Here is a 19,826-nt window from a genome sequence, read left to right as displayed (position 1 = left end):
AATCACGGTGGGGTTGCCGCGACTAGGGTCATACCCTGTGACCATCTTCGAGTCCGTGGCTCGCAAACTCGACCGCACCGGCGTCGACCCTGTCGTCTGGCATGCTCCCGCACCGCCCACTCCCACAGGTCTTCTCGCGCCCAACCGAGTGCTCGACGATGCCGAGCGATGGCAGCTGCCGTCCGGTGAAGGCCCGGAAGACGTCGCCGTCGATGCCGAGGGACGGGTGATCACCGGGGGCAACGACGGTCGGATCTGGCGGTTCGATATCCACGGGAAGGCGATCCCGATCGCCGACACCGGCGGGCGCCCCCTCGGGATCGAGGTGCTGGACGACGGCCGATTTCTCGTGTGTGATGCCGCGCGCGGGGTCCTGCGGGTAGATGACAGTGGGCACGTCGAGGTGCTGGCCGAATCCGCTGTGGGGCGACCGATCCTGGCGTGCAACAACTCTGCCGTCGGCCGTGACGGGATCGTGTATTTCACCGACTCGTCGGCCCGCTTCACCATCGATGATCATCGGTACGATCTTCTCGAGCACCGGGGGACCGGCCGACTGCTTCGGTTGGACCCGAAGACGGGGGAGACCGATCTCCTCGCAGAGGGGTTGCAGTTCGCCAACGGCGTCGGATTGGCGGCAGATGAATCCTTCGTCCTGGTCGCCGAGACCGGGGCCTATCGAATTTCTCGCGTCGACCTCACGGGCCCGTCTCGGGGAAGCGTGTCGGTATGGGCGGAGAACCTCCCCGGCATTCCCGACAACATGACGTCGCACACGTCGGCCGGTCTGTTCTGGGTGGCGCTCTACAGTCCGCGCATGAGAGTGCTCGACATGCTCGCGCCGTATCCGACGTTACGGATTCTGGCAGCAAATCTGCCCGAAGCGGTGCAGCCCGCCCCGCAGCGTGCCGGCTGGGTGATCGCCCTCGACTCGAACGGGACGATCGTGCACAGCCTGCGCGGTGGTAAAGGAAGCTACTCACCCGTCACCGGTGTCCGGGAGCATGAGGGGTGGCTGTATCTGGGAAGTCTGACCGCGGACTGTGTTGCCCGAGTCCGAGCGCCGCGATGATCGGACTCGGTTCGCATATCGACGAGTGACACGTGGCTGAGGTGGCCCACGGTCGCCTGAAGCCCGGACCCGTTGTGGAAGAGTGGCGAGAGCGTTGCGAGGAGCAGCGCGCGACACTTCGCAATCGAGGGCTGGGGAGACTGTGGTGGATTCGGTGGACCGGGACATCGTGCGGTCGGACCGCATCGTGACCGTGCCCAACGTCCTCAGTGTCATCCGCTTGATCGGCGTGCCGCTGTTCGTCTATCTCTTGCTCGTCACCCACGCCGACGGGTGGGCGCTGGCCATCCTCATGATCAGTGGATTCACCGACTGGCTCGACGGCAAGCTGGCGCGGGTACTGAACCAGTCCTCGAAGCTGGGTGCGCTCCTCGACCCCTTCGTCGACCGCCTCTACGTCGTGACCACCTTGGTGACTTTCGTGGTGCGCGGGTTCATTCCCTGGTGGGTGGCCGCCATCCTCATCGGGCGTGACGCCGTTCTGGCACTGACCCTGCTCATCTACCGGCGCCGCGGACTGCCCCCACCGGACGTGATCTATCTGGGTAAGGGTGCAACCTTCCTGCTCATGTTCGCGCTGCCGATGATCCTCGCCGCGCACGTCGACTGGGATTTCGCCCCGGTCGCGCAGCCTGCGGGTGCCGCTCTCCTCATCTGGGGCACAGCGTTGTACCTCTGGACCGGTCTGCTGTACATCGCCAACGCATTCGTCGTCGCACGTACCGTTCCCGTGCGAGCCCCGGGTGGCGACGACCGCGAGGTCCGCTGATGAAACGGATCGACACCGGCGTCCGCCGAAATCCGGTGCCGTCCCTTCTCCGGTCCCTGATGAACGATCACTTGGACCCCGGCTACGAGGGCGCCGCCGAGGATCGCGAACACGGCCATGCGCGGCAGACCCGGTGGGGGAACCGGGTATGGATTTCGCTCGGTGCGCTGCTGATCGGCCTAGTGCTCGCGGTGGCGTACCGCCAGGCCACCGAACGCCTGCCGGGTACCGAACAGGTCCGGGCAGAACTGCTCGGCAAGGTACACGACGCCGAAGCCCGCGTCGGGAGTCTCGAGGACACCCGCGACGGCCTGTCCGTGCACACGGACGACGCCCGCGCCGCAGCCTTGGCGGGTGATGCCCGTGGATCCGCCGTCCTCACGGAGCTGCGCGCCCTCGAGGGTGACGCCGCGGTCGAGGCCGTCCGCGGTCCAGGACTCACCGTGACACTGACCGATCCCGCGGCTCGGCCCAACCTGTCCGACTCGTCGCAGCGCTCGGTGGGCGGAAAGGCTGTGGTGCTCGACCGCGACCTCCAATCAGTCGTCAACTCGTTGTGGGCCACCGGAGCCGAGGCCGTGGCGGTCGGTGATGTACGGATCGGTCCTACCGTGACGATCCGGCAGGCGGGCGGCGCGATGCTCGTAGACAATCAGCCCGTGTTCTCGCCATACGTGGTGTCTGCGATCGGACCGCAGAGGCCGATGCAGACGGGATTCGTGGTGAGCGATGCGTATTTGCGGATGTCGAGTATTGCTCAGCTGTACGGCATCGGCTTCTCGGTGGCCGAAGCAGACGAACTCGACCTTCCCGCGGCCCCGGCTCGCGAGGTGCGCTCGGCGCAGGTGGCAGGAACTCGATGAGACGGCGGAGTGACGAGGAACTCGATGAGAGGGCTAGTGACATGGAGGCGGCGCTCGGATGAAGGCAGTGCTCGGATGAAGGCAGTGCTCGGATGAAGGCAGTGCTCAAGGGTGGATCGGCGGTGTACGGCGTCCTCGCGCTGGTGGTGGGCATCGTGCTCGGAGTGGTGTTCAGCCCTCAGGTGCCCGATGCCGTGCAGCCCTACCTGCCGATCGCTGTGGTGGCGGCGCTCGACGCCGTGTTCGGCGGACTGCGTGCCTACCTGGACGAGATCTTCGATTCGAAGGTGTTCGTCGTCTCGTTCGTGTTCAACGTTCTGGTGGCCGCGCTGATCGTGTGGCTGGGGGATCAACTGGGAGTGGGCACCCAGTTATCGACCGCGATCGTCGTGGTCCTCGGTATCCGGATCTTCGGCAACGCGGCGGCTCTCCGCCGTCGCCTCTTCGGAGCGTGATCGGGCAATGAGCGGTCACGAGGGCAGACACGAACTCCACCAGGACGAATCGGCGTCGCGCCGGTCTCATGTCGTCTTCGCCGTGCTGGCCGCACTTCTTCTCGGTGGCCTGGGAATCGCGATCGTGACTCAGGTGAAGAACACCGGCTCCGGTGACACGCTCGACTCCGCGAGTCCGGCGGACCTCCTGGTCGTGCTCGATACGCTGAACCAGCGGGAGGCGGCCCTGCGGCAGGAGATCGCTACCCTCGAGCAGACGCTGGACACTTTACGACGAAGTGGTAGCTCGGGTGCCGCCCTCGACGAGGCACGCGCACGCCTGACCGCGTTGTCGATCCAAGTGGGGAGCGCACCGGCCACGGGGCCCGGGGTGACGATGAGCATCACCGACCCAGGGAAAGGGGTGGGCTCCGAAGTGCTCCTCGACCTCGTGCAGGAGTTGCGGGCGGCGGGTGCCGAGGCCATCTCACTGCAAGGCGCGCAGGGTGCTCCCATCCGGATCGGCGTCGACTCCTGGGTATCGGGGTCTGCAGGCGATCTGTCGGTGGACGGTCAGCGCGTGACCGCGCCGTACAGCGTTGTCGCGATCGGGGATCCGCCCACCCTCGCGGCCGCTCTCAACATTCCCGGCGGGGTGGTCGACACCGTCGCGCGCAGCGGTGGACAGCTCGAGATCGAACAATCACAGCAGGTCACGATCTCCGCCTTGCGGGAGTCGAAACCTCGCCAATACGCTCAGCCCGGAAATTGATCTTCGCATCCGCCCGCGGATTGCCATCGAAAGGACGCCACTGTGAGTGAGCTCGAAATTCCCGCCGATCGTCGGTACACAGCCGAACACGAGTGGGTCGAGCGGACCGGAGCCACGACGGTGCGGATCGGCATCACCGATTTCGCGCAGTCCCAGCTCGGTGACGTGGTGTTCGTCCAGCTGCCCGCTGTCGACGACGAGGTGACTGCGGGCGAATCGCTCGGCGAAGTGGAATCCACCAAGAGTGTGTCCGACATCTTCGCGCCCCTCACGGCGAAAGTCGTTGCCGCAAATGCTGATCTGGACGGCAACCCGGAACTCGTGAACTCGGCGCCGTACGCGCAGGGCTGGCTCGTCGATCTCGGGGTCGACGACGAGGCGACGCTCGACGCCGCCCTCGCGGAGATGTTGGATGCGGCAGCCTATGCCGACATCACCGCAGGCTGATCTCGGCGGGCTGAGGAAGCGGTGTTCCGCCGCCTCCGGGAACCCGGCGGCCCCCGTCTCGGTCACGACGGGTCGATCCGGCGGCGTATTACCGGTTCGTAATGTGCTGGCGGCCTGTCTTACTACACGCACCGGCGCGCGCAGGGTACGGTCGAGGTGAACGCATGTGCCGTGTCGGGGCGCAGGTCCGTAGTTTGACTGTGGTTGTGGCAGTGCACGGAAGATAATGTGCACAAATATCGAATTATGTAGAACCGAGTGGCATTGCGTAGTCCAGCGAATCTTGCTGGATGATCGAACTAGGAGGAGAAACGGTGAGCGAGAACGGCAATGACGCGGTTTATGGGGAGTCCCCGGCGGAAACGACGTCGGTCTTCCGCGCGGACTTCCTCAACGAGCTCGACACCTCCTCGGCAACCCAGGCGCCGGAGGCTCCGGTGTCGGGTGTGGAGGGACTGCCAGCAGGTTCCGCTCTGCTCGTCGTCAAGCGCGGACCCAACGCGGGTTCACGCTTCCTGCTCGACCAGCCGACGACCTCTGCGGGGCGCCATCCCGACAGCGACATCTTCCTCGACGACGTGACGGTCAGCCGTCGTCATGCGGAGTTCCGCCAGGAGGACGACGAATTCCAGGTCGTCGACGTAGGAAGCCTCAACGGCACGTACGTCAACCGGGAACCGGTCGACTCCGCGGTGCTGGCCAACGGTGACGAGGTCCAGATCGGGAAGTTCCGTCTGGTGTTCCTGACGGGTCCGCGTACCACCGCGGGTGGCTCGCAGATCGGTGAGACGTCAGCTGGTGCGGGTAGCCAATGACCGCGGTGCGGCAGCAGCAGGCGCAATCGGGAATGTCGATCGGCTCGGTGCTGGATCGACTGCGGCCCGATTTCCCTGATGTGACGATCTCGAAGATCCGATTCCTCGAAGCCGAGGGTCTCATCAGCCCCCAGCGGACTCCGTCGGGTTATCGGCGCTTCTCGATCGCCGACTGCGAACGTCTGCGCTACGTCCTCACTGCGCAGCGAGACCAGTATCTGCCGCTGAAGGTCATCAAAGAGCAGCTCGAGGCCATCGACAGAGGTGTGGCCACGGTCGGTGCCGGCGACTCGTCGCCGCGCCGGCCGCGGGCCCTCACTGTCGCTCCGGGTGAGGTGTCACCCGAGGAGTTCCTCACCGATCGGGAAGTCCGGATCAGCCGCGACGACCTGATTTCCCGGGCAGGCATCGACGAGAAATTCCTCGTGGAACTCACCCGAGGAGGTCTCGTCGTGCCCGGCCCGGCCGGCTTCTTCGACGAGGATGCCGTGACGCTTGCACGCACGGCGCGGGCGATGTCCGAGTTCGGCCTCGAAGTGCGGCACCTGCGGGCATTCAAGCTCGCCGCCGACCGTGAGGCAGGGCTGGTGGCCCAGATAGCCGGGCCGGTGGCCAAGGGACGTGACGCGGGTGCCCGTGACCGCGCCGAGGAAATGGTCCGGGAACTGGCGGCGTTGTCGCTGACTCTGCATACGTGTCTGGTGAAGTCCGCTGTGCGCGGTGCCCTGGACCGGTGAGTTGTTGCCAGGCACGCCTCTGACGGGGAACTTCTCAACGACGCTGCGCTCGAACGGCTGTACGGTCGACAGCGGACACGAATCGAATAGAATCCTGGTAGGCACGGTGTGCCGCGTACGGACCATTGCAGGGTGGAGGCAGACGCGATGAGCGAAATGCACGTGATCGGAGTTCGTGTCGAGCAGCCTCAGAGCCAGCCTGTTCTGCTGCTGCGCGAAACTGACGGCGACCGGTACCTCCCTATTTGGATCGGGCAGACCGAGGCCACCGCAATCGCACTCGAACAACAGGGTGTCGAGCCTGCCCGGCCTCTCACACATGATCTGATCAAGAATTTGATCGAGGCCCTCGGCCGCACCCTCAAAGAAGTGCGCATCGTCGAACTCCGCGAAGGCACGTTCTACGCCGATCTCGTGTTCGATCAGAACACGCGGGTCTCCGCTCGGCCTTCCGACTCGATCGCCATCGCGTTGCGTATCGGAGTCCCCATTTTCGCCGAAGAGTCGGTTTTGTCGGAGGCGGGACTCGTCATGCCGGACGAGCGTGAAGACGAGGTCGAGAAGTTCAAAGAGTTTCTCGAATCCGTCTCGCCGGACGACTTCAAGGCCACCGACGGCTAGGGCTCCTCTTCGCCCAGTAACGGTTGAGGTTCTTCCGGCGCGTTGCGTTGACCCTGACTGCTCGGAGTCATAGCGTTCGGTGCAGTGATTTTCTGCCTTGCAGATTCGATCGGGCGTACGCTGAGTAGGTTCAGGGTATGGATGTGCTCGGTGTCACTGGTGGCGACTACGCCGCCCGAGTGCTGTGGTGCATGCGCCGCGGCTACTGGCGACGCGTGTCACAGGCGCACTGATCGTCGGGTTCAGTGCAACATGCGAGAGGGAGTAGTCAGTGGGAGATCGGCCGCAGGAGAATCCGCTGAATCTTGCGCCCGGCGACAACGTTGCCGAGCCAGAGTTCAGCTCCGAAGAGATCCAGCCGGGCCTCTTCCCCGACGATTCCGTGCCTGACGACCTCGTCGGATACCGCGTCCCCATCGCCTGCCAGATCGCCGGAATCACCTACCGGCAGCTCGACTACTGGGCGCGGACGTCACTGGTGGTGCCGTCCATCCGTGGGGCGGCCGGCTCGGGGAGCCAGCGCCTGTACTCGTTCAAAGACATCCTCGTTCTCAAGATCGTCAAGCGCCTGCTCGATACCGGCATATCCTTGCAGAACATTCGTGTGGCCGTCGACCATCTGCGTAAGCGTGGGGTGCGCGACTTGGCCAAGATCACACTCTTCTCCGACGGCACCACTGTCTACGAGTGCACGTCCGCCGAAGAGGTTGTCGACTTACTGCAGGGTGGCCAGGGCGTGTTCGGTATCGCCGTGAGCGGTGCCATGCGTGAGCTGACCGGCACCATCGCGGACTTCCCGGCGGAGCGTGCCGATGGTGGCGCGCTCGAGCAGAGTCCCGAAGACGAACTCGCGTCCCGGCGGAAGACTCGCGCAAGCCGTAAGACGGGCTAAGTTCTCGTCGGGCAGACAAGCGCCGGGTGACGCCCGGTCGATTCCACCGCAGAAATGCGTGACATGGGCGTGCGTGAAATGGTCGCGGGTGACATAGACTGTCGGTGCGTCGACGCCGTGCGGGAGAGTTCCGGGCACTGCATGCACAGAAAATCGTGTGTGGAGGACCCGGGCGCCGAAGGAGCAGCACCTCCCCGTCAATCTCTCAGGCACACAGGACCGTGCGGGCTCCGACGTCTCTGGAAAGCGGTGGGAGCACCCACCCGCCCACGGGGAAAGGGCCCGTCCACACCTGGACGCCGGTACCGAATCTCTCAGGCGCTCGAACGCGAGCAGGCGACAGAGGGGGAGGGACGCACCGCTGCGCGGGGCGGGTCCTAGTCCTCCGAACTGCTTGGGAGTTGTCGTGATCGACGCTGGAAGCCGTACATTCGCTGACCGCCATGTCGGCCCGAACGCGGCGGAACTCGCGCACATCCTCGACGTCGTGGGTGCCGGATCCCTGGACGACCTGGCGTCGAAGGCGGTCCCGGCCGCCATTCTCGACGGCGTCACGAATGGTGTGGCCGACGGGCTCGACGCTCTGCCTGCCCCGGTGTCCGAGCACGAGGCTCTCGCCGAGCTTTCTGCACTCGCCGCCCAGAACACCGTGGCGACCACGATGATCGGACTCGGGTACTACGACACCCTTACGCCTCCGGTTCTGCTCCGGAACATCATCGAGAATCCTGCGTGGTATACCGCCTACACCCCGTACCAGCCGGAGATCAGCCAAGGGCGTCTCGAGGCCCTTCTGAACTTTCAGACGATGGTGGCCGATCTCACCGGTATGGAGGTCGCGAATTCGTCAATGCTCGACGAGGCGACCGCAGCCGCTGAGGCCATGACACTCCTGCGGCGCGCGAACAAGTCCAAGTCGCCGCGGTTCGTGGTGGATGCCGATCTGTACCCGCAGACCCTCGCCGTGGTCGAGACCCGGGCCGAGCCTCTCGGTATCGACATCGTCGTCGCTGATCTGTCCGCCGGGCTGCCCGATGGTGACTTCTTCGGTGTCCTCGCTCAACTGCCGGGCGCGTCCGGCCGCATCGTCGACTACACCGACGTCATCGCCGAGGCTCACGAGCGCGGCGCCCTCGTCGCGCTCGGCGCCGACCTCCTGGCCCTCACCCTGATCACGCCGCCCGGCGACATCGGCGCGGACGCCTGCTTCGGCACCACTCAGCGGTTCGGTGTCCCGATGGGGTTCGGCGGTCCGCACGCCGGGTACCTTGCCGTGCACACCAAGCATGCCCGCCAGCTACCCGGCCGCCTCGTCGGCGTGTCCGTGGACGCCGATGGTGACAAGGCGTATCGACTGGCTTTGCAGACCCGTGAGCAGCACATTCGCCGGGAGAAGGCTACGTCGAACATCTGCACCGCCCAGGTGTTGCTTGCCGTCCTCGCGGCCATGTACGCGAGTTATCACGGTGCGGAAGGCCTGAAGGCGATCGCGGAGCGTGTCGCGAATGCTGCGCACTCGCTCGCCGCCGCCCTCCGCAAGGCTGGGGTGACCGTGGTGCACGAGCACTTCTTCGACACCGTCCTCGTTCGCGTCGAGGGGCAGGCGTCGGCAGTCGTGGCGAAAGCCAAGGAGTCGGGAATCAACCTCCGCTTCGTCGATGCCGATCACGTCGGCATCGCCTGTGACGAAGCGACGACCCCAGCACACCTCGAGAGCGTTCTCGCGGCATTCGGCGGTGCCGGTGCGGTCGGCGTCGAACCGGGCACCGCGGTGCCCCACCCTCAGCGCCGCGGCTCCGACTATCTCCAGCACGAGGCCTTCACGCGGTATCGCACCGAAACCGGGATGCTGCGGTATCTGCGAGCGTTATCGGACAAGGACATCGCACTCGACCGCAGCATGATCCCGTTGGGTTCGTGCACCATGAAGCTCAACGCGACCGCCGAAATGGAAGCAATCACCTGGCCGGCGTTCGCCCGACTACACCCGTTCGCACCCACCGGCGACGCGCCGGGGATTCTCCGCATCATCGAGGACCTCGAGAACTGGCTGGTGGACGTGACCGGTTACGACGCGGTCAGCCTGCAGCCGAATGCCGGCAGTCAGGGCGAGTACGCGGGACTTCTGGCGATCCGCAACTATCACCTGAGCCGCGGCGACGACCACCGCGACACCTGCTTGATTCCCTCGAGCGCCCACGGCACCAACGCGGCGTCCGCCGTCATGGCCGGTATGCGCGTGGAAGTGGTGGCCTGCCGACCCAACGGTGACGTCGACCTCGACGACCTGCGGGCGAAAATCGCCGACCATGCCGAGCGCCTCGCGGCGATCATGATCACCTACCCGTCCACCCATGGCGTGTATGAGCACGAGATCGCCGACATCTGCGCGGCCGTCCACGACGCCGGGGGTCAGGTCTACGTGGACGGCGCCAACCTCAACGCCCTCGTCGGGCTGGCCCGACCCGGTCGGTTCGGCGGCGACGTCAGTCACCTGAACCTGCACAAGACGTTCTGCATCCCGCATGGCGGCGGTGGCCCCGGTGTCGGACCCATCGGCGTGCGCTCCCACCTGACGCCGTTCCTGCCCGGGCACCCGCTGGCGCCGGAACTCGGCACTGCCGGACCGATTTCTGCGGCACCCTATGGAAGCGCCTCCATCCTGCCCATCACCTGGGCCTACATTCGGATGATGGGCGCGGTTGGACTGCGCCGGGCCAGCCTGACGGCCATCGCCTCGGCCAACTACATCGCACGCCGCCTCGACGAGTACTTTCCCGTCCTCTACACGGGCGAGGGTGGAATGGTGGCCCACGAATGCATTCTCGACCTGCGTCCGATCACCAAGGACACCGGTGTCACTGTGGACGATGTGGCAAAGCGTCTCGCTGACTACGGTTTCCACGCCCCGACGATGAGCTTCCCGGTAGCCGGGACGCTGATGGTCGAGCCCACCGAGAGTGAGAATCTCGAGGAGATCGACGCCTTCTGTGAGGCGATGATCGCGATCCGTGCCGAAATCGACAGGGTAGGGGCAGGCGAGTGGCCGGTCGACGACAATCCGCTGCGCGGAGCCCCGCACACGGCGGGCTGCCTCGTTGCCGAGTGGAACCACCCGTACTCGCGAGAGGTCGCTGTCTTCCCCCGAGGCAAGGCTCGGCCGAAGGTGTGGCCTGCCGTGCGTCGCATCGACGGAGCGCACGGTGACCGCAATCTCGTATGCTCCTGCCCGCCGATCTCGGCATTCGAAGGGGCCTGACGGCTGGGCCCGCCCTGCTCACCCGGGGCGGGCCCGGACCGGGTCAGTCGGCGCGCACCAGTTCGAGGATCGTGATCTCCGGCGGTGCGGCGACGCGTACCGGCGGGCCCCAGGCGCCGACTCCGCGCGTGGTGTAGAGAACCGTGTTCCCGATCCGATCCAGACCGGTCACCGAAGGTTGCTGCAGCGGCACGAGATAGCGGAGCGGCCACATCTGCCCGCCGTGCGTATGCCCCGATAGCTGCAGGTCCACGCCCAGATCCGACGCCTCCAGCGCCTGCCGCGGTTCGTGGGCGAGCAACATCACGAACGTCGACGGGTCACGTCCCGCGAGGGCTGCAGACAGGTCGGGCTCGTAGGGCGCCGGCGACGAGTAATCGTGAATGCCTGCGATGTCGATCGTTGCTTCGCCGCGGCGGAGAGCCACCCGTTGGTTCCGGAGGGTGGCGATGCCGAGACGGTCCCAGACATCCAGCCAGCGGCCGCCGTCGTCGGCGTAGAACTCGTGGTTTCCGCTGACACCGAAAATCCCCATCGGTGCGCGAAGATCCGCGAGGGGTTCGAGGTCGGGCGCGACCTTGGACACCGTTCCGTCCACCAGGTCTCCCACAATCGCCACCAGGTCGGGTTCCTGCGCGTTGATCACATCCACGACCTCGCGGGTGAAGCCCACTCCTCGTGCCGGACCCACGTGGAGATCGGACACGAGGGCGACGCGCACACCGTCGAACTCGGGAGGAAGGCGCCGTAGCGGGACACGGACGCGTACCACCTTCGGGCGGGCGGCCTCGGCGACCCCGTATCCGGCGGCCACGACGGCGCCGACCGCGACAATCGACGTCGCGAGGCGCAGGGTGCGGCGCCGGGACAGGTCGACCTGATCGGCACTCTCGCCCCTGTGGCGCAACCGCGCGACAACGCGAACGACCAGCGAACCGATCGCCACCAGGAGCAGGCCCAGCACCAGATACAGCAGTGCTCCGAGCCACGCCCACCCCACGAAACCGGGAGGTCGCGCCCATCCGGTGTCGAATACCTCACCGCTGCCGGCGCCGATCACGGCAAGAACCCACAGCACGACGAGGACGACATCGACGACGACGGACCACGGCCGGGTCAGGCCCGTGGCCCGCACGAGCCGCCGGTGAAGCCACCAGGTGAGCAGGGCGAGGACGACGCCGAAGACAACGACCCTTGTCATCGGACTACCGCGGGGGAAGCGGCCCGCTGTGACACGGGTACGAGCGGGTGAGGGAGTCGAATCTGCGGATACATGGCGGTGCTTTCTGTCACGGTGTCGTCGCACCCGTCGACGACGTCAGCGGGGTCCTTGCAAGGTGATGTTCCGGGCCGACGGCACGCAGCTGCGCTCGTGCTAGTGCGGTCGAGCGCCGATGCCCGACTTCCGGCGCGGAAAGGGTCAAGACAACAACTTGCCGATGGCTGTGGCCAAAGCGGGTCCGTCGGAGGACGGGACCTTCTCGAGCGACCCGCCGGTGCGATCGGCGACGGCCTGAAGGGTATTGAGATCAGAGTTCTGCCCGATGGTCACGACGTCGATGCGAACAGGCTTCGACGGATCGCCCGCGGCTGCGAGGGACGCCAGGAGATCGGCGCGCGTGAGCGAACCGTCGTCGTTAGCGCCGTCGGTCAGGAGCAGCACCGAGTTCGTGCGTCCCGGGGTGTATCCGGCGACCGCGCTCTTGTACGCCGCCTCGAGCGAGGCGTAGGTGGCCGTGCCTGCGGCCGGGACGGCCTTCGCCAGCCGGGCACCCAGGGCTTGCCTGCGGCTTCCCTCAATGAAACCACCGGCCGAGAGCGGGCCGGTGGCAACCACCGTCGTGTAGGGGCGGGTTCCGTCGAGGTTGGTGCTGTATTCCCACAACCCCAGGCTCGAGGCGTCCGGCGAGCGGCTGACCTGGGCCGCCAGTGCAGCAGTCGTATTCGTCAAGCGTGAGGTGGCTCCCTCGCCGGCACCCATCGAACTGGAGACGTCGAGCAGAATTGTCGACGTCCGTTCGGTCACGGGATTGCGGATGACCCCCATCATCGCTTCGGCGGCCGCGGAATCGGCGGGCAACAGCGTGGTGGGGAAGCCGGGGAACGTCAAGGCTGTGTCATCCGGCCTGCCAAGTCCCTCCACCCTGAAGCCCGCATCAGCGAGCACCTGACCCTGCTCCGGCTCGCGAAGAAACTCCGTGAACTGGGCAGCGGCCCGGCTCTGCGTCTCGTCGACAGCGGGCCCCGACAAGATGGCCGCCGGATGATCCGCTACCGGGGTCGCGCCCTTCGGCACGAAAGTGGTGACATCTGAGCCAGGGGCCTCGCGCAGCGCCCGGTAGACCTGCTGTTCGGTGACCGGTACCGCGTGAATGCCCTCCATGGACGGGTCGTCCGCGTCGGCGAGGAGGGTGAGGGCCTCGCGCGTCGTCGCCGGCTTCGCGCCGGGCAGTGCTTGATACCCGAGCGCCAGCCCGGTGAGCGCGGAGGTGACCTGGGTCGATCCGGCCTGCTCGGCCGTGACCGGGCCGGCAGAATCGCCGGCAACGGAGGCGGCGACGGCTTCGACCGCCAATTCTGTACTGCCGGAGCCGGATCCGACGGGTAGCGCCAATCCCAGGCTTCCCCACTCGGAGAGCCCAAGGGTCGCCAATGACCCTCGCCCTGTCTGCAGCGACGGCAGATCTTTCCACTCGACCGCAGCGGTGGTCAGGGCGTTCTCGAACTCGGACCTCACGGCGAGCACCACGGGGCTCGCGGCAAGGGGGCGAGCCTCGCCGTTGACGACGGCGGGCGGCACCTGACGGACCCATTGTGAACTGGACGGAATCCACAATGCAGGACGCGGGCCGAGAAGCTTGTCGTCCCACGCGCCGTCCGGGCCTGCGATCAGGGCATCGCGCACCTCGCCGGAGTCGACCGGCGTGACGGTGACGGAGATGCAGTGATCACGGATGACGGGGGAGGTAGCGGTGAAGCGGTCCGCGAGAGTCCGGATATCTGCGGCGATGTCCGGGTCGGCTGCGACAGTGAGCACACTGTCACCCTCGACACACGCGCCGGCCGCTGCGGCACCCTGATCTTCGATTCGGTCGGCCAGCTGGAACCAACCGAACACCCCAACGACGATCACCACGACGAGGCCGAGCGCGATCAGGGGTCCCTTACTGATACCCCTGGCGCCCTTTCCACCGCGATGATTTCCCACGTGGTTACCTGCTCCTGTCGGTCGAGTCGATCGAAGTCGACTTCCGCAGTGTAGTGAAGCGCGGAGCGGAAGCCGGAAAAGCGGCCCCCGCCACCAGATGATGACGAGGGCCGCTGACCGTGCGCAGTACTCAGGCGTTGGCGGCCTTGTACTCGCGACGACGGCGATGCAGGATCGGTTCCGTGTAACCGCTGGGCTGCTTGCCGCCTTCGAGGATCAGTTCCTTCGCCGCCTGGAATGCGATGCTGTCATCGAAGTTCGGCGCCATCGGGCGGTACGTCACATCAGCCTCGTTCTGGCGGTCGACCACCGGTGCCATCCGCTCGAGGCTGGCGACCACGTCGTCCTCCGTGACGATGTCGTGGCGCAGCCAGTTCGCGAGGAGCTGGCTGGAGATCCGCAGCGTGGCACGGTCCTCCATCAAGGCGACGTCGTGGATGTCGGGCACCTTCGAGCAGCCGACGCCGGCGGTGATCCAGCGGACGACGTAACCGAGGATGGACTGGCAGTTGTTGTCCAGTTCCTCCTTCTTCTCTGCCTCGGACCAGTCGGTGCTCGGGGCGAGAGGAATGGTCAGGATGTCGTCGAGGGTGGCCCGGGGCTTGCCCTTCAGTTCGTCCTGAACAGCGAAAACGTCGACCTGGTGGTAATGGGTGGCGTGCAGGGTGGCGCCGGTGGGGGACGGAACCCACGCGGTGTTCGCGCCGGCCCGTGGGTGACCGATCTTCTGCTCGAGCATCTCGGCCATCAATTCGGTCATGGCCCACATGCCCTTGCCGATCTGGGCCTTACCCTGCAGTCCGGCAGCCAGACCGGTGTCGACGTTCCAGTCCTCGTAGGCAGCGATCCACTTCTGCTTCTTCATCTCGGCCTTGCGGACCATCGGTCCGGCCTCCATCGACGTGTGAATTTCGTCGCCGGTGCGGTCGAGGAATCCGGTGTTGATGAACACCACCCGCTCCGACGCCTCCTTGATGCAGGCGGCCAGGTTGACCGTGGTGCGGCGCTCCTCGTCCATGATCCCCACCTTGAGGGTGTTGGCGGGCAGCCCGAGGACTTCCTCGACACGGCTGAAGAGTTCGGTGGTGAACGCGACTTCCTCGGGACCGTGCTGCTTGGGCTTGACGATGTAGATGGAACCGGTCCGGCTGTTGTCGAGGGGGCCGTTGGCCTCGCTGATGGACAGTCCGTGGACCGCGCAGAGGCTGGTGACAAGGGCGTCGAGGATGCCCTCGGGCACTTCGTTGCCGTCCGAGTCGAGCACTGCCGGGTTGGTCATCAAGTGACCGACGTTGCGCACGAACAGCAGTGACCGTCCGTGCAGCGAGAGTTCTTTGCCGTCGGGTGCGGTGTAGGTGCGGTCGGCGTTGAGCTTGCGCGTGAAGGACTTTCCGCCCTTGGCGATCTCCTCGACCAGGTCGCCGCGGTTGAGGCCGAGCCAGTTCCGGTAACCGATCACCTTGTCGTCCGCGTCGACCGCGGCAACCGAGTCTTCGAAGTCCATGATCGTGGTGACCGCGGACTCGAGGACGACGTCCTTGACACCGGCGGCGTCGGTCTTGCCGATCGGGGACTCGGCGTCGATCTGGATCTCGGCGTGCAATCCGTTGTTGCGGAGCAGAACGCTCGTGGGGGAGTCCTTCTCACCGAGGTAGCCGACGAACTTCTCCGGCTGCGCGAGAGTCGTGATGTTGCCGCCGTCGAGTTCGACCTTCAGCTTCGCCCCGTCGACGAAGTACCGGGTGGAGTCGGCGTGCGACCCGGACGACAGGGGTGCCGCGGTGTCGAGGAACTGGCGAGCCCACGCAATAACCTTGTCGCCACGGACCTTGTTGTACCCGCTGCCCTTCTCCGCGCCGCCTTCCTCGGAGATGGCGTTGGTGCCGTAGAGGGCGTCGTACAGCGATCCCCACCGCGCGTTCGAGGCGTTGAGTGCGAACCGTGCGTTCAGAATGGGCACGACCAGCTGCGGGCCGGCCGTCGACGTGATCTCGGTGTCGACGTTCGCGGTCGAGACCTCGAACGGTTCCGGAGCGGGAACCAGGTAGCCGATCTCCTCGAGGAATGCCTTGTACTCCGCCGTGTCGATGGGCTTGCCGGCGCGGTCACGGTGCCATCCGTCGATGCGGGACTGCAGTTCGTCACGCTTCGCGAGGAGGTCCCGGTTCTTCGGGGCGAGGTCGTGAACAACCTTGTCGGCGCCGGCCCAGAAGGCGTCGACATCGACTCCGGTTCCGGGAAGAGCTTCATTCCCGACGAAGTCGTAGAGAACCTTGGCGACCTGAAGACCGCCGACCTGAACACGCTCAGTCATGAATAGCCTCACTCTTCCGCTATCGGAGCACCGGACGGGTGCCATGAATCGCGACCAATGTTACCTGGGAGTAAAGGCGTGGGGCCGATGACGTCCGGCCTGGCGGATGCGCTCAGACCTTCCCGCCGGTGGAAGGCTCGAAGACCGGGGTTTCCGGCAGTGCGGACAACTCGGGGCCGGTGCCGAAACGCTGCAAGTCGCCCGCGGCCTCCGCTGCGCTGAGGCGCGAGCGGCGCCATGCGACGACCAGCAGTCCCGCCCACAACCCGACGAGCACGACGTAGCCGAATGCCGACAGCGCTCCACTCACGTCGAACGTCGAAAAGAGCTTCTGTGCGTTGGTGATCACGATGATTCCCCCGACACCGGTCCCGAGCAGCGTCGCCGGGACCCGGCTCACCAGCCACGCCGCCAGGGGTGCAGCGAGGACTCCGCCCAGCGCCAGTCCGGCGATGATCAGCAGGTTGTCGAAGAAGGCGCTACCGAGGCCGAAGATGAAGCCGAGACTGGCCGCACCGGACACCAGGAACTCCGAGGCGCTGACAGACCCGATGACGGTCCGCGGTGCAGTTTTGCCGCGGGAGAGCAGGGTGCTCGACGTGATCGGACCCCAACCACCGCCACCGCTGGCGTCGATGAATCCACCGAACAAACCCAGCGGCGACAGAAATGCGGCCGTGTGAGGGGACGTTCGGGCGCCGTCGACCGCCGGCGGCCGGATCGAGAACCGGAGCAGCACATAGATTCCGATGGCCAGCAGAATGGTGGCTGTCACCGGGGCCGCCGCTGCGGTCGACAAGCTGGACAGGACGACGGCACCGAAAAAGGACCCGATCGCGCCGGGCACGCCGAGTCGCAGGACGAGTGACCAGTCGATGTTGCGGAATCGCCAATGCGCCGCCCCGGAAGCGAGGGTCGTGCCGACCTCCGCGAAATGAACGGCAGCGCTCGCCTGCGCCGGCCCGACCCCACTGACGACGAGCAGGGTCGTGGCCGTCACACCGAAAGCCATCCCGAGCGCTCCGTCTACCAGTTGGGCACCCACGCCGACCAGCGTGAAGATCAAGAGCTTGAACATCGGGACTCCGAGCAGGGGGAAGCGAACGTCAGGACAGCGAAAGACCGGCCCGAAGGCCGGTCAGCAACATCCCTGATCGAAAGCATGACCCCGGCGCGACGGCCAGAACGGCATGAGAGCGAGCACGGCCGCGGGGCCTGACATCGCGCTCGAGCCGTTCATGGATACTCCGTATGCCGTGAGAGGAGGCGCGGCCTACCCGCGCACGTCGTTCGAGATTAGCGGGGCGGTTCGACGCCTGTCACGTCGACCCGCCCGGCCCGTCACAACTTGCGTGCCGAGATTTCCAGACCCGCGTCGCGGAGGCGGGTGACCAGGACGTCACCGAGCGCCGTCGCCGGAGTGAGGACACCGGCCGCGTCGGGGAGCGCATCGCCGCCGAGAACCAGGCCGAGCGCGGATTCACCCAACATGACCGCGGTGGCGCGGTACCCCGGATCGCCTTGGGCCTTCACCCGAGCGGTGTACCGGGCACCCGTCGTGGTGGTCGTATAGATGTCGATCGTGAAGTGGCCTTTGCGTTGCGCATCCTCGCTCGGACCTTCGCCGGGTGCGGGAAGCACCCGGTCGAGGAGGTAGCGGGTGGGCGGGACGCTGAGGCCGAGTACCAAGCCGCCCAGACCGACGGCGACGGCACCGGCGATGAGAGGCGAGACCGGAGACTTGCCGACGCTCATGACCTCGCGATACTTGAATTCGCGCCCGTACGCCCATTTCCGGAGGGCGTTGCTGCGCCGCACGACGCGGGTGTTGTAGGACGCCATCACGAACGGCGCCTTCCAGCCCTCGAGTTCGGGGGCGATGTCCTTACCGTTGACCACGCTGACATCGGACTGTTTTCCGAGATCGGGTTCCTGAGACCGGTCCGGGCTGAGCGAATAGGGCGATGCCGCGAGCCGGCGCAGCGCCGAATCCTTCTTCGACACGTCGACCTGGGTCCGAAGGGAGTCGATGGTCCCTCCACTCACGCCGCCTCGGAGCGAGGTGACGACCAAGGTGGTGTCGGTGAGTTCGCCGGCCCCGTCGGCCTGCACGGCTTCGTGGAGTACATGCACTCCGATGTCGGACGGAATGGAGTCGAAACCGCAGGAATGCACGATTCGTGCGCCGGTCTCACGGGCTTTGTCGTGGTTGGCGTCGATGCTGTCGCGGGCGAACAGCACCTCACCCGTGAGGTCGACGTAGTCGGTGCCGGCCTCGGCGCATGCAGCGACGAGGCCGTGCCCGTACTTGGCGTAGGGACCCACCGTCGTGGCGACCACTCTGGTACCGGCGGCCAAGGCGGCGAGCGACGCCTGATCGTCCGAGTTCGCGACGATGATCGGCCACTGTGCTGCGCGGGGGCCGAGCGACGATCGCACCGATTCGAGCTTGGCCTGCGAGCGTCCGGCAAGGCCGATTCGCACATCGTTGGGCGCTGTGCGGGCGAGATAGTCGGCGAGAAGTTTGCCGACGAAGCCGGAAGCCCCGTAGACGACCAGATCCAGTTCACGTGCGCTGTCTGTCATGGCTCGACACTACAAGCTCGTCCAGCCACTCCGGGGGCTACGAACCGGCGTGACCGGAAGGGGTGTGCGCGAATGTGCTGCGGGCCCGGACACGGAGAATGCCGTACCCGGCCCAGGAGAGGACGACGCCGAGGGCGGCCGATATCTGGATCGCGCCGGCAGCCGACTCTGGGTACAGAACTCCGGTCAAGTAGTGGTCGATGAACCCGGAGGACGGCAGTGGAGCCTGTCCGGCCTGCACCCGGGCCCAGCTCTCGAGATGCGTGAGTGGGCAGTCGATACCTACGAGGAGTCCGGTGAAACCCCAGGCGACGGCCGCGACGTGGAGGCCGATCGTGCGCGGCAGGCGCCAGGCGAGGAAGCCGCCGGCGGCGACATACAGGATGAAGGCCAGGTGCACGACGACCGTCGCGTCGGCAACCACCCTGTAGAAAGCTGCACTCCCCATCGGTGTACTCCTGGTTCCGGGACCCGCCCTGTCATCCTAGGCGCGGCGGCGGCCCGGCCGCCGGAAGAGCGTTCAGGCGGAACCGTGCAGTTCTTCCTTGACGACGAGAACCGGGATGTCGACCTCGAGGAGGAGCCGTTGCAGCCAGCGTTCGAGAAGGAACTTGCCGATCGGTGACATGCGTCGGGTACCTACGACGAGGAGGTCGGCACCACTACGGTCCACCAAGGTGTGCAGCGCACTGACCTGGTCGCCGTCGCCCGCCTCGGTGCGCAACTCCCACGAGGCCTCGCCGACGCCGTTACCCTCGAGCGTGGCCTGGACTTCGGCGCACAGAGCGGAACGATCCGATTCGGCGTCCGCATCCGCAACCTCGTCGACGACGGAGAGAACCACGAGCTGTTCGTGTCGATGCACGGCCTCACGGGCGGCGTGGACGATCGCCGCCCGGCCCTCGGGGCTGTCTCGGTGGACAACGGCGATCGCCATGTGTGGTGCCTCCAGTTCAGGATTCGTTTCGAACCCCATTATCCCCGTGCACCAGTGTCCTTCGGCTGTGTTGATGCTCTCTGGCGCGCCGGATGGGGTG

Annotated in this window: 18 protein-coding genes and 1 riboswitch; of the genes, 11 read left to right on the top strand and 7 right to left on the bottom strand. The window is 66.2% G+C overall.

Annotation, left to right across the window (positions count from 1 at the left end):
* Positions 1–37 precede the first annotated feature (37 nt).
* The 11 genes from L1080_RS12060 to gcvP all read left to right on the top strand — a co-directional run bounded on the left by L1080_RS12060 (position 38) and on the right by gcvP (position 10,681).
* On the top strand, positions 38–1,072 hold the full coding sequence (locus L1080_RS12060; RefSeq protein ID WP_250768535.1) for an SMP-30/gluconolactonase/LRE family protein: 1,035 nt from the start codon (positions 38–40) through the stop codon (positions 1,070–1,072).
* 145 nt (positions 1,073–1,217) lie between these two features.
* Positions 1,218–1,841 carry a CDP-alcohol phosphatidyltransferase family protein gene (locus tag L1080_RS12055; RefSeq protein ID WP_159921941.1) on the top strand — a complete coding sequence of 208 codons (624 nt, stop codon included), beginning with the start codon at positions 1,218–1,220 and terminating at the stop codon, positions 1,839–1,841.
* Positions 1,841–2,704 carry a DUF881 domain-containing protein gene (locus L1080_RS12050; protein WP_250768533.1) on the top strand — a complete coding sequence of 288 codons (864 nt, stop codon included), beginning with the start codon at positions 1,841–1,843 and terminating at the stop codon, positions 2,702–2,704. The genes L1080_RS12055 and L1080_RS12050 overlap by 1 nt, the downstream gene beginning before the upstream one ends.
* 92 nt (positions 2,705–2,796) lie before the next feature.
* On the top strand, positions 2,797–3,159 hold the full coding sequence (locus L1080_RS12045) for a small basic family protein (protein ID WP_159921945.1): 363 nt from the start codon (positions 2,797–2,799) through the stop codon (positions 3,157–3,159).
* A 7-nt stretch (positions 3,160–3,166) separates the two neighbouring features.
* Entirely contained in the window at positions 3,167–3,910 is a 744-nt protein-coding gene (locus L1080_RS12040) for a DUF881 domain-containing protein (RefSeq protein WP_159921947.1), read from the top strand.
* A gap of 42 nt (positions 3,911–3,952) precedes the next feature.
* Positions 3,953–4,357: a glycine cleavage system protein GcvH gene (gcvH, locus tag L1080_RS12035; protein ID WP_109329480.1), complete on the top strand. Its 405-nt coding sequence runs from the start codon at positions 3,953–3,955 to the stop codon at positions 4,355–4,357.
* 314 nt (positions 4,358–4,671) lie between these two features.
* Positions 4,672–5,172, top strand: a complete 501-nt coding sequence (garA, locus tag L1080_RS12030; RefSeq protein ID WP_109335060.1) for a glycogen accumulation regulator GarA — start codon at positions 4,672–4,674, stop codon at positions 5,170–5,172.
* Positions 5,169–5,909: a transcriptional regulator FtsR gene (gene ftsR, locus L1080_RS12025; protein WP_159921951.1), complete on the top strand. Its 741-nt coding sequence runs from the start codon at positions 5,169–5,171 to the stop codon at positions 5,907–5,909. Before garA ends, ftsR begins: the two co-directional genes overlap by 4 nt.
* Positions 5,910–6,056: 147 nt before the next feature.
* A complete protein-coding gene (locus L1080_RS12020; RefSeq protein ID WP_109335061.1) occupies positions 6,057–6,530 on the top strand; it encodes a bifunctional nuclease family protein in 474 nt (157 codons plus the stop codon).
* Positions 6,531–6,801: 271 nt separating this feature from the next.
* Complete coding sequence (locus tag L1080_RS12015) at positions 6,802–7,422, top strand: MerR family transcriptional regulator (RefSeq protein ID WP_109329483.1); 621 nt, start codon at positions 6,802–6,804, stop codon at positions 7,420–7,422.
* Between the two features lie 110 nt (positions 7,423–7,532).
* Positions 7,533–7,654: riboswitch (glycine riboswitch) on the top strand.
* A 174-nt stretch (positions 7,655–7,828) separates the two neighbouring features.
* The gene (gene gcvP / locus L1080_RS12010; RefSeq protein ID WP_250768531.1) at positions 7,829–10,681 is read left to right on the top strand and encodes an aminomethyl-transferring glycine dehydrogenase; all 2,853 of its coding nucleotides are present in this window, start codon (positions 7,829–7,831) and stop codon (positions 10,679–10,681) included.
* 43 nt (positions 10,682–10,724) lie between these two features.
* On the opposite strand, the gene L1080_RS12005 is transcribed toward gcvP, so the two are convergent.
* The 7 genes from L1080_RS12005 to L1080_RS11975 form a co-directional block, all read right to left on the bottom strand.
* The gene (locus L1080_RS12005; protein ID WP_250768529.1) at positions 10,725–11,882 is read right to left on the bottom strand and encodes a metallophosphoesterase; all 1,158 of its coding nucleotides are present in this window, start codon (positions 11,880–11,882) and stop codon (positions 10,725–10,727) included.
* Positions 11,883–12,101: 219 nt separating this feature from the next.
* On the bottom strand, positions 12,102–13,889 hold the full coding sequence (locus L1080_RS12000; RefSeq protein WP_250768527.1) for a substrate-binding domain-containing protein: 1,788 nt from the start codon (positions 13,887–13,889) through the stop codon (positions 12,102–12,104).
* Between the two features lie 130 nt (positions 13,890–14,019).
* Complete coding sequence (locus L1080_RS11995) at positions 14,020–16,203, bottom strand: malate synthase G (RefSeq protein ID WP_250768525.1); 2,184 nt, start codon at positions 16,201–16,203, stop codon at positions 14,020–14,022.
* Between the two features lie 112 nt (positions 16,204–16,315).
* Positions 16,316–17,281 (bottom strand): sulfite exporter TauE/SafE family protein, encoded by a 966-nt coding sequence (locus tag L1080_RS11990; protein WP_159921961.1) that lies wholly within the window; start codon positions 17,279–17,281, stop codon positions 16,316–16,318.
* A gap of 263 nt (positions 17,282–17,544) precedes the next feature.
* Positions 17,545–18,789, bottom strand: a complete 1,245-nt coding sequence (locus L1080_RS11985; RefSeq protein WP_250768523.1) for a saccharopine dehydrogenase family protein — start codon at positions 18,787–18,789, stop codon at positions 17,545–17,547.
* 37 nt (positions 18,790–18,826) lie between these two features.
* Complete coding sequence (locus L1080_RS11980) at positions 18,827–19,237, bottom strand: DUF2784 domain-containing protein (RefSeq protein ID WP_159921965.1); 411 nt, start codon at positions 19,235–19,237, stop codon at positions 18,827–18,829.
* Between the two features lie 72 nt (positions 19,238–19,309).
* On the bottom strand, positions 19,310–19,726 hold the full coding sequence (locus L1080_RS11975) for a universal stress protein (protein WP_159921967.1): 417 nt from the start codon (positions 19,724–19,726) through the stop codon (positions 19,310–19,312).
* Positions 19,727–19,826 lie beyond the last annotated feature (100 nt).

Origin of the sequence: Rhodococcus sp. MSC1_016 (assembly GCF_023667485.2) — a bacterium.
GTDB lineage: Bacteria > Actinomycetota > Actinomycetes > Mycobacteriales > Mycobacteriaceae > Rhodococcus_F > Rhodococcus_F oxybenzonivorans.
The sequence above is the reverse complement of the archived record's forward strand: the minus strand, read 5'-3'. Positions and strand labels throughout refer to the sequence as shown.